We start from the raw sequence: 11,463 nt of genomic DNA, 5'->3' as shown, positions 1-11,463 counted from the left end.
TTTGGAGATGTTTGGGCAATAGTCATTCCGACTTGCGAGGACAAAAGCAGCAGAAACAGTGAGCTTAGGGCAAAATGACGGATGGAGCAATATCTCATAATTAGTACAAGTTACTACATTCAATCAACTTGAAATTTCCAGTGGTTATGGAGTGATGAAACACTGTTAATTACATCGTTTTCATTATATTTATCCTTCGATCAAAAAAACACAAATTACATTACAGCGCTATGGCAAGACTTCTACTCGCGATCTTATGTTGCGCAAGCTTTATTTCACTTAAAGCCCAACCTACTACTAAGGCCCAATTCATCAACAATGCTGCCGATGTTGCACTTCCGGGCATCGACATCTACATTGATAACGTCTTATTTATCGACGACCTCAACTTCAGATCGGCGACTGCATTTGTAGATATACCGGCAACCACGCCGTTTCAGTTAGGTATCGCACCTAACACCAGCTCGTCTTCTATGGACGTGTTTTATTCCATGAATATGTTGCTTGGTCAACCCGATACCATTGTTATCATAGCTAATGGGTTGATCACAAATACAGGTTATAATCCTTTTAAGACCTTTCGACTTGACACCCTTATGGGCGCAAGAGAGATCTCACACGACGCAATTGATATTGACTTACTGGTCGCAAATGGTTCCACGGATGCTCCTGTCATGGATGTCCGGGCGGGAACCGAAACTCTTGTCAACGATCTGGCATTTGGTTCTATACACCGTTACCTGCGGGTACCTTTCGGCGACCATAAGTTCCGTCTGACAAATAACACAGGCAGTAAAACGATCCAAACATATGATCTCCCCTTGTTGTCGCTCACGGTGCCAGGTACTGCAGGATTGATCCTAACAAGCGGTTTTATGAATCCATTGGCCAATAATAACGGCCCTGCGTTTAATGTGATGTTTGTGCCGGCGTCAGGTGGTCCCTTTATCCCACTCACAACAACCGACCCTGAAGCTTACGCAAGAATGCAACTGATACACAACAGTCCGGATAAAAGCCTGGATACGGTTGATGTATATGTTGATGGAGATAAATTACTGGACAACTTTACATTCAGAACAGCAACAGGCTTTATGGATGTTGACGTAGCTGCTGCGAAAAGCATTGGTTTAGCCCCCAAGACAAGTACATCCGTAGCCGATGTCATTTACTCACAGAATATCCAATTTGATTCGGGCAAGCGCTATATAGTAACATTCGATGGCATTAAAAGTACATCGGGATATAGCCCTATAGTGCCTTTGGCGATCCGTAGTTTCAATGCTGCACGGGAAGAAGGCTCGAACACGGCAAATACCGACATCCTGATGACTCACGGCGTTACGGATATACCTACAGTTGACATTCGTGAAGGAACAAATATCCTCGCAGACAACCTTATATACGGAAACTTCATACCGTACGTTTCACTACCTGCTAATAAGAATTACGTATTTACTGTAACTAACAATGACGGGTCTATTGAGATCGAGAAATACAAAGGCGCACTTTTAGCAGATGGCCTGCAGGGTCAAGCGCTTACTTTACTGATGTCTGGCTTTCAGAGTCCAGCCAGTAACAGCAACGGCGCTCCATGGGGACTTTACTATGCTACCGCTCTCGGCGGTCCATTAGTACCACTTGCGATCTCCACCTCGATCGAAGAAGTCGCAGGAAATGATGGCCTGAACATTTGGCCTAACCCTGCCACCGACAAGCTGCATATCATCAGCAAAGAACCAATTGCAACCGCGCATATTTATGACATCACCGGTAAGCTAGTAAAGACCTCTTTCAAACCACAAGGAGAGATCGATATCAATCAACTTAACGACGGACTCTACCTGATAAAACTAGAGTCAGCCAATACAACGATAACACATCGCTTCATCAAGCAATAAGAAATAAAAGCCCCGCTAACGCGGGGCTTTTTAATGCACGATCATTTTAAAACCAATGCCATAGGCATCCAATGTTTCTACCTAAGGGGCTTCCTTAACAACTTACCTAGCCTGCTTATAATAAGGGTCAACCACACAAGGGAGGACTCAGAGACACGTCCACCATGGCTGGCCGATGTTCAAACCCATTAACTGTCTTTACAAGACAGCAAATGAAAAAAGCCACCCAGTATTGGGTGGCTTTTTCTTTTATCAGCTAAGGCTTAGTTGTCGCCTTCTGCTTTTCTCATTTTCTCTTTCAGTTCAGCCAGTGCGCCGAGGTCACCAAGTGTTGGCTTCTCTACTTTGCTCTGGATGTTCTTAACTGCTTTCTTGGTTTTTTCACCTTCAGCAGCTGCTTCTTTCTTCACAGCTTCTTTCTCATCGCTCTTCGCTTGTTCCCAAATGCGGGTATGTGATACCAGGATGCGTTTGTCGTTGCGATCGAATTCGATGATCATGAACGGAAGTGTTTGCTCAGCTTCTACGTTAGTGCCATCTTCTTTGCGCAGGTGGCGTGCAGGAGCGTAAGCTTCCAGACCGTATTGGAGCTGTACTGTAGCACCTTTGTCATCCTTGCGGGTAACCAGGCCTTCGTGTACAGAACCTATCGGGAATACAGTTTCGAAAGTATTCCAGGGGTCTTCTTCCAGTTGTTTGTGGCCAAGAGCCAGTTTACGGTTCTCTTTGTCGATGCTCAGGATCATTACGTCGATCTGCTCACCTACTTTAGTGAACTCGTTAGGATGGTTGTAGCGTTTGATCCAGCTCAGGTCGCTGATGTGGATCATACCACCGATACCAGTTTCCAATTCAACAAACACACCGTAAGGAGTGATGTTCTTAACTGTGCCCTTGTGACGGCTGTCGATCGGGAATTTGTTCTCGATCGTTTCCCAAGGATCTTCAGTCAGTTGTTTGATAGACAGGCTCATTTTGCGCTCGTCTTTATCAAGGGTAACAACTTGTGCTTCGTATTCATCACCCATCTTGAAGAATTCCTTCGCGTTGATAGGCTGAGAAGACCAGGTGATCTCAGAAACGTGTACCAGGCCTTCTACGCCAGGCATGATCTCCAGGAATGCACCGTAATCTTCGATGTTTACTACTTTACCTTTCACCTTAGCACCTTCTACTATTTCAGCAGGCAGGTTATCCCAAGGATGAGCAGTCAGTTGTTTCAGGCCAAGGCTGATGCGTTTCTTCTCGTCATCGAAGTCGAGAACAACCACGTTCAGTTTCTGACCATTTTCCAGAACCTCGCTCGGGTGCGTTACGCGGCCCCAGCTGATGTCTGTGATATAAAGCAGACCGTCTACGCCGCCCAGGTCAATGAACGCACCGAAGTCGGTAACATTCTTAACAGTACCTTCCAGTACCTGACCTTTTTCAAGCTGCGAGATGATAACGCTGCGTTGTTGTTCGATATCGCTTTCGATAAGCGCTTTGTGTGATACTACAGCGTTGCGGATAGCTTCGTTGATCTTCACTACCTTGAAATCCATAGTTTTGCCTACGTACTGATCGTAATCAGTAACAGGCTTCACATCTATCTGTGAACCAGGCAGGAAGGTTTCCAGACCGTACACATCCACGATAAGACCGCCTTTGGTCTTAGAGGTGATAGTACCGGTAACCACTTCGCCGGTTTTGTAGAAGTCAACAATTTTCTGCCATGCACGTGCTGCGCGCGCCAGTTTGCGGCTCAGGTGCAGGTGACCATTGCGGTCTTCTTTTTCCACAACCATTACTTCGATGTCATCACCGATCTTAACGTCGATGTCGCGGAATTCGTTCAGCGATACCAGGCCGTCAGATTTGAAACCGATGTTGATGATCGCGTCGGTTTTGGTCAGGCCTACTACAGTACCCTGCAGCAGTTCTGATTCTTCAATAGTTTTGAAAGTGTTGTCATACACTTTCTCCAGTTGCTGACGCTTTTCTTGTGAGTAAGAAGCAACGTTGCGTTTGTCTACGCTCCAATCGAAATCGTCGTGGGCGCTTGTTTGTTGGTTAATAATTTGATTTTCTTCCAAATTTAAAGTCCTCCTTTTGAGTAGATTTTTGGGATGGCAAAGATAGTGATATATTATTAAAATCGGCCAAAAATCACCCGATTTTCCAGAATTTGTTGCCGTTTGTTGCCGATTTGGGGAGGATTTTCGGAGGAAACATATCCAACTGGTCAAATTCAGGTTTTGTTACAACTGACGCATTATCTATTTTCTTCTGTGTACTATCGGCACAGGTTTGAGCGTTAAAGTATTACTAAATGATGCAGAAATCAACTCGTCATTTCGAGCAGCGCGAGAAATCTCCCGAGGTATAGATTTGTCTCCGGAAAATGTCAGAAACACAAATTGGAATGATGGAGGGATTCCGCTGATTGCCGCGACAGTACTCCATTTTCTCCCCAATTTGTTACCCCGCGCGTGCGGGATTGTCGGAAAGGTCTGAACCGGAATTCGTGGAATTAGGGAATTTCCCGAATTCTGGCCATTCATGAATTCAATAAATCGGTTCTGACATCGCAAGGTTGATAAGGTTCATTATCACAAATACACAACAATTTACTGGCTTAATAAAACATAACACCTCCCCTCCTTGTTTTAAGGAGGGGCCGGGGGTGGTTGCTGAGGATATGCACAAAGCCAAATCAACGACGGTACAGTTCTGATCAACCACCCTGGTTTGCGACGAGCTCTTCGAGACTCTCTGCAAACCTGTCCCTCCTCAAACTGAGGAGGGACGTCTCGTATCTTTCATAATACCGCTTACCTCCAGGTAACCGGTTACCCAAAAGTTACCACTGTTCTATCCCCCTCCATTCAGTGGTAAATTTGTATTCCGGCAATAGAGCCGGAACACATAAATAAAAAGGATATACCATGACGATAAAGAGGAAACTGGCACGAATCGAAACACCACCTGCGGAACCGGGGTTCCTGGGCGCGGGACATATAGCACGGCCTGTGATATATGGCGATTTTGCCAACAGTGATCCGTTCATCGTGCTGATGGACGATATGCTGGATAAAAAGGATAATTCGCCGGCAGGTGGCCCGCACCCTCATGCCGGGTTTGAGACCGTAACACTGATACTGGAGGGCGAAATGGGTGAGATGAAAAAAGGAGGCCTGCAGATCATGACGGCCGGCAGCGGTGTGGTACACACCGAGACAATCGACAAGCCCATGAAGATGCGCATACTGCAACTTTGGGTTAGCCTGCCTAAAAAAGACCGCTGGACGACTCCACGCCTGCAAGACCTACCGCCGGAGCGTGTGCCGCAGAAATCGGAATACGGTATGAACATTAAAGTCTACAGCGGCTCGCTGGCAGGATTGACCTCTCCGCTGGAGAACTATTCGCCCTTCATCCTGGCCGACATCAGCCTGGAAGCAGGCAGCGCTACTACCCTGCAACTACCTGCTGGTTACAATACCATGCTCTACCCTATTGAGGGTAGCGTTGAAGTTGGCGAAGACAAGAAACTGCTCAAAACAGACCAGTCGGGTTGGCTGGATATTCATAATGCACCGGGCATGAGCGAACTGCAGCTAAGCGCAGGTGCTGGCAACACAAGGCTGATACTGTATGCCGGACAACCAACGGGCGATAACATTGTGGCACACGGACCATTCATAGCCGATACTCCGCAGGACATTACGCGCTTGTTCTACGACTACCGGGCGGGCAGGATGCCGCATATCGACACGGTGCCGGAAGAACAACGTATCATGCTGTAACAATGACAAATACAAACGCCGCTCCTTGAGAGCGGCGTTTTCAATATTATAGCTGATCGTGCTCAGCTAATTGCTTTCAACTACTTTCTTCAGCAACTGCAAAACTGGGTTCTCTTCGCCCTGTGGTTCTTCCTGCACCGCACCCGGCCTGTTATCTTCCTGCCTTATTTCGAGGTTGGTATTCCCCTCATCGTCGGTAAGGATGTAGGACATAATGAAATAGTTCTCCGGCTTATCTTCAATATCGGGCCCGGGAGCGAACAGGCTGTAGCGCAACAACTCCAGCGGACGAATATCTAACACACGGCCCCATTGTTCCATTACCGTTCCGTCCAGCCTGGTGGTAAACCTGATGTCGCTATCCACCTGCCAATCGGTGGTCAGGTCGCTGTCGAATTGCCAGAGCTTTACCAGCTCGGGCTTGGTCAGGGCATCCCATACCTTTTCTTTAGTCGCATTGATAGTAATGGCGGAAATGTTGATCGGCATACCTGGTCGTTTGAACTGTAAGGTAGAGCTTTTTTTTCGACCTCGGAGGATGCGGAGCTTACAGCTTCAACCCAATATAGCCCAAAGTGAGTATGAACTTTAAAGGCGGAAAAGCGCCCGTAAGGGTACAATGTTTTTGTACACCTGGTCATGCATATATACTCATGAGGCTGAAGCAGCAGAAACGATTCTATTGCGGCACCAGCAATGTCACGTTGCCGGTGTCGAACAAAGAGACGTTCCCTCCCGCATACCGCGACAAGAGCCGCTTGAATTATTATGCATCGTTGCTGAACAGCGTGGAGGTAAACAGCACGTTTTACAAGCTGCCAATGGCACGCACCATTGAAAAATGGGTGAACGACGTGCCGGATGAGTTCCGTTTTACCTTCAAGCTATCGAAATCAGTAACCCATGCCAAAGAGCTGCAGTACGACCCTGGAGATATACGCCGGTTCCTCGAAGTGATCAGTATGGCGGACGACAAAAAGGGCTGCATCCTGGTTCAGTTTCCGGGAAGCGTCAAACTGTCTTTCTTTCAAAGGGTTCGGCAAATACTGGATGAAATATCGCTCTCCGGGTTGTCAGAAGGCTGGCATGTAGCTGTTGAGTTTCGTGACAGATCCTGGTACCGCGACAGCGTATATGAAATGCTGGAGCATTATAAGGCTGCGGTAGTGATGCAGGACATGCCCAAGTCATTCACCCCGCTTATAGACATGGAAAAAGAGTTCGTTTATCTAAGGTTCCACGGGGAGCTGGGCAATTACCGCGGCGGCTATTCCAACGATTTTCTGCGCGAACACGCCAGCTATATACAGGACTGGCTGGACGAGGGCCTGCCGGTATTTGCCTATTTCAACAATACCATGGGCGAAGCTGTACATAATGCCATGACGCTGCAGAGCTACCTGCACGATCTCTGATCGCCTGCCGAGCTGTTATGCTAACCAATGCTCTTCAGCTACCTTCTTCAGCGCCTGTAGCACAGGGTTTTCTTCTCCCTGCGGCTCTTCCTGTTCAGCGCCGGGCCTGTTGTCATCTTGCTTTATTTGCAGCTGCGTGTGGCCATCCTCAGTGTCGGTCAAGACGTACGACATGATGAAATAGTTTTCCGGCTTGTCTTCAAGTCCGGGACGCGGGGCAAACAGGTTGTACTGCAGGAAATCATAAGGCCGAACATCCAGCACGGTACCCCATTGCTCAAACGCCTCGCCCTGCCATTCGGTGCTGAACCTGATGCTGCTGCCAACATTCCAATCGGTGGTTAACACGCTGCCAAACTGCCAAAGCTTTACCAGTTCAGGTTTAGTCAGGGCATCCCATACTTTTTCTTTGGGGGCGTTTATGGTGAGGGTGGAGATGTTGAGGGGCATGTTGCTAAGTTTAAGTGCACAATATAAAAAAGCTGGAGCAAGAGTTAGCGCAGCACTCTTGAGTCTATAAAAACAGTCGGTCTGTGACCGGAGTTTGAAAAACCGGAACTGATATTTCCGAATGTGGCTAAATCAACTGACTACCGGTCGGAGACCAGGCGACTTAGAATGACACGAGTCATCCGGCGGAAGACTCGTGTCATTCTAAGCTCTGTAGGCACTTGCACCGAAGATGAGCTTTGAGTAAATTCACACAAACCTTTTCGCTTGAAGAATCTATTGATACTAATTACCTGTTTGCCATTGTTCTGCTTCGGACAGTTTACAAATGAGAACATTGAGAAAAACAGCATTGAGCTACTCAATGACATTACCAATTCAAGCGACTATTCACACCAGATTGCGTCGTTCAATAAAGACAAGAATGATACAGATTTCAATGGGACATACTATACCATAAAGCCCGACTCGTTCTTTTCAGACACCATAAGAACGACTATGTATCGCATATCATTTCCAGATTTTACCGGTGTCCTTGAAACCGACACCCTTTTCATTTTGAACCAACCCTGTCCGATGCGCTATAAGGTAGATAAAGTAGATGATTTTAGCCCTACAGACACATTATCATTCGTTGCGCAAACACGAATTGCAAATGATCTTAAATGGGACAGCAGAATAAGGTGCAATGGCATCGTAGATAAAAAATACATCGACCGCATGTTCACCAATGATGTCAAAAAAGGCTGGAAGACCTATTATAGCAAATACGGCAGAGGATATTTTCAATTCTCGATTCCGTTGTTCAATGTTGATTTTGATGTTGCTTTAATTTCGCTGGAATTCAACAGTGGGCGCGTCTGTGAATACGGAGGCACCTACCTCTGTAAGAAAATCCATGGTAAATGGGTCATAACAAGAACCTATTCTGTGTGGATGAGTTGAAATGTCACTGGCTTGTTCCAGTGTTGTATTCGCAGACATTGATTCACTTTGCTTGGTGCTCTCTCCAACCAAAATATCGGCTACATATTCGTGCATTCAACCTTTGGTTGGTGTTATCACCAACCCAAATGTAGGTTATCACATCTCGGTCGCACTACCGAGGACAATCTGTTCTATCGTTCTTCTTCACAATTGATCGTGGCTTTCCAAAAGTATAACTAAGTGATACTGCACAATTGATAAAGCTCTGATGGTGCTCCATTTCATACCGGTATTCCTTTCCGGTGCTCAGGTTTTGAACTACCGCGTGAAAAGATTGCGGCTCCGTTTTATTTAATTGAAAAGAACACAACACCCCGATGCTAAACCTTGGCGCAGCTTTAAACGGCTGATAATTAACTCCAAAGTCTATTGTCGGAAAGAAAGAAGACGGAGCATTAACAGAATCCCAACTACTTACCATTATTGTATCAGCAAACGAGAGGTCTCTCGGCAGACTGGAGGACACGCGATCCTCAGCGCTGGTAGGATTAAATATTCCCGCTGAAAACCCAACATAAAAGTCGCCTCTGTTGCTGTTGTTAACAACAATATCTCTTCCAAGCTGGACCGGTATAGCGTAACTTTCATAACCTCTTTTCCATGCCAACGGATATGGGCTATCATAAAGCTTCGGGATTTGATTTTTGCCATAGAATGAAGTTTTGTACGTATTGTATCTAAAGCCAGTCCTCAGGAAGAGATCATCAACCAGATAAAACTTGTGCGTCAGCTCCACGCCGAAATTGACCTTTCTATTTTGAATATCAAACGCACCAGCATTGACAGTGTTGTAGTTCTTTGTAGATGTATAGCTTCCCAACAACGAAAGGCATGGGTTAAAAGAATACGCAACAGGACTTAAACCGAAGACAGCGAGTGCTGCAAAAACGATTTTTTTAAACATCATAATGATTTTAGGTAAACGATATAACGACTCGATCAGCTATTCTATTGTGCCGGCTGTATCAATGATTGAATTTACAACGACCTTATCACATATAAAAAAATCCCCCTTTGGTTGGTGTTCTCACCAACCAAAATATCAGTCATCACATCCCATATTTCGGTCGGTGACAACACACGACCGAAGGAGTTAGCGTAGGCAAGAATTGCAATTATTACCTACACTAACTCCCTCATTTGCATTTTCCGCAAAACAATGCAGCACCGTAAGTAACAATCAATTAGCTATTGATCAGGGCCTTAGCAACCTTTGTTACTCCACAAATAACTCAGTTATGGCTTTTACTACTGCTGCGTCTTCAGAGCGAACTCCATTTGCCGCCAACCGTTTTCTATGGCTGCTAACCGGACTGTTCCTCGCTTACTGGACCTATGGCTGGTTTAATAACCACAACATGGAAAACTGGATCATCGAAAACCTGCTGGTGATGATCTTGCTACCCGCAATGGTGTTTACTCACCGGGGGCACCGCTTAAGCGACCTTAGTTACCTACTGATCTTCATGTTCGTGATGTTGCATTGCTATGGTGCGTTCTATGCTTACACCACCAATGCCTTTGGTGAGTGGCTGAAAGAACGGTACGACCTATGGCGCAACCCGTACGACCGCATCGTTCATTTTAGCTTCGGCCTGTTAATAGCCTACCCTGCAAGAGAAATATTGCTGAACAGGTTTAAAGTATCCGGCAAAGCGGCATGGCTGTTGCCCATAGAAATAGCATTCTCGCTCGGAACTATATTTGAGATGATAGAATGGGGTGTGGCAGAACTCACTACTCCTGCTACAGGAGAAACCTATGTAGCTACACAGGGCGACGTGTGGGATGCGCACAAGGACATTGCCCTTGCAGCTTTAGGTGCAGCCATCGCAATGGTGGTTGTATCGCTTGCCAAAAGGCTGAGCGCCCGGAAGGCTATTGGTCGCCCAACTCTTGCTCCATCTGCTGCTCTCAACAAGTCAAGTATCGGTAAAGTGAGACTTGAATCAGTCCAATAGAAACAGAGGCAGGTGCCCTATTTATCATATTATCAAAAATGATTAAATTCGGGTAACGATTCACCGGCTCTTACTTTACTAACCTACACACAACACACCATGAACATCCCATCAACCTTTTCATTCAGGCAGCTGGCCGAGCAACGGCTGCTGGCTGCATTAGACTCGATAGCGCGCGAGGTAAACGGCTACGACAAGACAAATGCCTATATATCCGGGGCCACTGATGCCCTAGATAAGGCTAAAGCCATGGCAAAAAGAGATGCTTCGAACGCATGGAATTATATCCAGGAAGCAGAGCTGCTCCTGCTGCACGCCATGGAAGATTCGGCATGGAGGGCCAAAGCCAGGCAACTGTGCATAGAGGCTGCAGAAAAGATACCATCGTGGAGACAAAAACAGATCGGTGCATTACTAGGCACTGTCGACGCGATAAGGGAAGACATCGTGCGGGAAGATGTGGTAGCTGCTACCAAAATAAGGAACGAGCACTACCAGACGCAGTTTTACAGGATATCGCTGCGCCGCGTCAACTTCAACATACTGGCTTTTCTGTTAGTTCTCTTCATAGCCACCGTGATCGGTACCGTTCTGCTCATCGATATTTCACAGCCTACGCAAATGTGGCAAAAGGTTTTGGTGTCAATTGAATTCGGGGCGTTGGGCGCTTGTCTCAGTATGGCATATACATTAACGGCCACGCCAGTCAACAGCAAGATACCCGACCACATGGTGGGCTTTTACATCACAGTCATCCGGCTGGCTATAGGCGCAACAGCAGCGTTGGTAGCACTCATGCTACTGAACTCCACACTGCTCACTAATATTTTCAGCGAGGCATTTTTGACATCGCCCTACTCTTATATCATCATTGCATTTATAGCAGGCTTCAGCGAACGATGGATCGTTAGCGTGATAGACATAGTTGCGAACGATAAAACAAAGTAATACAGTTGCTGCC

The 11,463-nt window shown here is 46.5% G+C and carries 10 protein-coding genes; 6 read left to right on the top strand and 4 right to left on the bottom strand.

Features of this window, described 5'->3' with window-relative positions; all coding sequences use genetic code 11:
* The first annotated feature begins 230 nt into the window (after positions 1 to 230).
* A complete protein-coding gene (locus tag P2W83_RS12450) occupies positions 231 to 1,901 on the top strand; it encodes a T9SS type A sorting domain-containing protein (RefSeq protein WP_276134069.1) in 1,671 nt (556 codons plus the stop codon).
* Positions 1,902 to 2,164: 263 nt separating this feature from the next.
* On the opposite strand, the gene rpsA is transcribed toward P2W83_RS12450, so the two are convergent.
* Positions 2,165 to 3,976 (bottom strand): 30S ribosomal protein S1, encoded by a 1,812-nt coding sequence (gene rpsA / locus P2W83_RS12445; protein ID WP_276134068.1) that lies wholly within the window; start codon positions 3,974 to 3,976, stop codon positions 2,165 to 2,167.
* Between the two features lie 852 nt (positions 3,977 to 4,828).
* Between rpsA and P2W83_RS12440 the strand changes: the two genes are divergently transcribed.
* Positions 4,829 to 5,689: a pirin family protein gene (locus P2W83_RS12440; RefSeq protein WP_276134067.1), complete on the top strand. Its 861-nt coding sequence runs from the start codon at positions 4,829 to 4,831 to the stop codon at positions 5,687 to 5,689.
* A 66-nt stretch (positions 5,690 to 5,755) separates the two neighbouring features.
* Here P2W83_RS12440 and P2W83_RS12435 read toward each other — a convergent pair whose 3' ends face one another.
* Positions 5,756 to 6,178 (bottom strand): SRPBCC family protein, encoded by a 423-nt coding sequence (locus tag P2W83_RS12435; RefSeq protein ID WP_276134066.1) that lies wholly within the window; start codon positions 6,176 to 6,178, stop codon positions 5,756 to 5,758.
* 164 nt (positions 6,179 to 6,342) lie between these two features.
* Here P2W83_RS12435 and P2W83_RS12430 point away from each other — a divergent pair, with 164 nt between their 5' ends.
* Positions 6,343 to 7,104, top strand: coding sequence for a DUF72 domain-containing protein (locus P2W83_RS12430; RefSeq protein WP_276134065.1), 762 nt, complete (start codon positions 6,343 to 6,345; stop codon positions 7,102 to 7,104).
* A gap of 15 nt (positions 7,105 to 7,119) precedes the next feature.
* On the opposite strand, the gene P2W83_RS12425 is transcribed toward P2W83_RS12430, so the two are convergent.
* Complete coding sequence (locus P2W83_RS12425; protein WP_276134064.1) at positions 7,120 to 7,554, bottom strand: SRPBCC family protein; 435 nt, start codon at positions 7,552 to 7,554, stop codon at positions 7,120 to 7,122.
* A gap of 267 nt (positions 7,555 to 7,821) precedes the next feature.
* Here P2W83_RS12425 and P2W83_RS12420 point away from each other — a divergent pair, with 267 nt between their 5' ends.
* A complete protein-coding gene (locus tag P2W83_RS12420) occupies positions 7,822 to 8,499 on the top strand; it encodes a hypothetical protein (protein WP_276134063.1) in 678 nt (225 codons plus the stop codon).
* Between the two features lie 154 nt (positions 8,500 to 8,653).
* On the opposite strand, the gene P2W83_RS12415 is transcribed toward P2W83_RS12420, so the two are convergent.
* Positions 8,654 to 9,448 (bottom strand): hypothetical protein, encoded by a 795-nt coding sequence (locus tag P2W83_RS12415; protein ID WP_276134062.1) that lies wholly within the window; start codon positions 9,446 to 9,448, stop codon positions 8,654 to 8,656.
* A gap of 331 nt (positions 9,449 to 9,779) precedes the next feature.
* Here P2W83_RS12415 and P2W83_RS12410 point away from each other — a divergent pair, with 331 nt between their 5' ends.
* Both P2W83_RS12410 and P2W83_RS12405 read left to right on the top strand, forming a co-directional pair.
* Positions 9,780 to 10,502 carry a DUF2238 domain-containing protein gene (locus P2W83_RS12410; RefSeq protein WP_276134061.1) on the top strand — a complete coding sequence of 241 codons (723 nt, stop codon included), beginning with the start codon at positions 9,780 to 9,782 and terminating at the stop codon, positions 10,500 to 10,502.
* 99 nt (positions 10,503 to 10,601) lie between these two features.
* Entirely contained in the window at positions 10,602 to 11,450 is an 849-nt protein-coding gene (locus tag P2W83_RS12405; protein WP_276134060.1) for a hypothetical protein, read from the top strand.
* Positions 11,451 to 11,463: the final 13 nt, after the last annotated feature.

It is taken from the genome of Polluticoccus soli, assembly GCF_029269745.1.
Taxonomy (GTDB): domain Bacteria; phylum Bacteroidota; class Bacteroidia; order Chitinophagales; family Chitinophagaceae; genus Polluticoccus; species Polluticoccus soli.
Note: the sequence above shows the minus strand (reverse complement) of the source record. Positions and strands in the feature narration are given on the sequence as shown.

Coding starts and splice junctions, on each gene's coding strand:
- P2W83_RS12405 (WP_276134060.1), top strand. CDS start 10,602: ATGAACATCCCATCAACCTTTTCATTCAGGCAGCTGGCCGAGCAACGG.
- P2W83_RS12440 (WP_276134067.1), top strand. CDS start 4,829: ATGACGATAAAGAGGAAACTGGCACGAATCGAAACACCACCTGCGGAA.
- P2W83_RS12450 (WP_276134069.1), top strand. CDS start 231: ATGGCAAGACTTCTACTCGCGATCTTATGTTGCGCAAGCTTTATTTCA.
- P2W83_RS12425 (WP_276134064.1), bottom strand. CDS start 7,554: ATGCCCCTCAACATCTCCACCCTCACCATAAACGCCCCCAAAGAAAAA.
- P2W83_RS12435 (WP_276134066.1), bottom strand. CDS start 6,178: ATGCCGATCAACATTTCCGCCATTACTATCAATGCGACTAAAGAAAAG.
- P2W83_RS12430 (WP_276134065.1), top strand. CDS start 6,343: ATGAGGCTGAAGCAGCAGAAACGATTCTATTGCGGCACCAGCAATGTC.
- P2W83_RS12415 (WP_276134062.1), bottom strand. CDS start 9,448: ATGATGTTTAAAAAAATCGTTTTTGCAGCACTCGCTGTCTTCGGTTTA.
- P2W83_RS12410 (WP_276134061.1), top strand. CDS start 9,780: ATGGCTTTTACTACTGCTGCGTCTTCAGAGCGAACTCCATTTGCCGCC.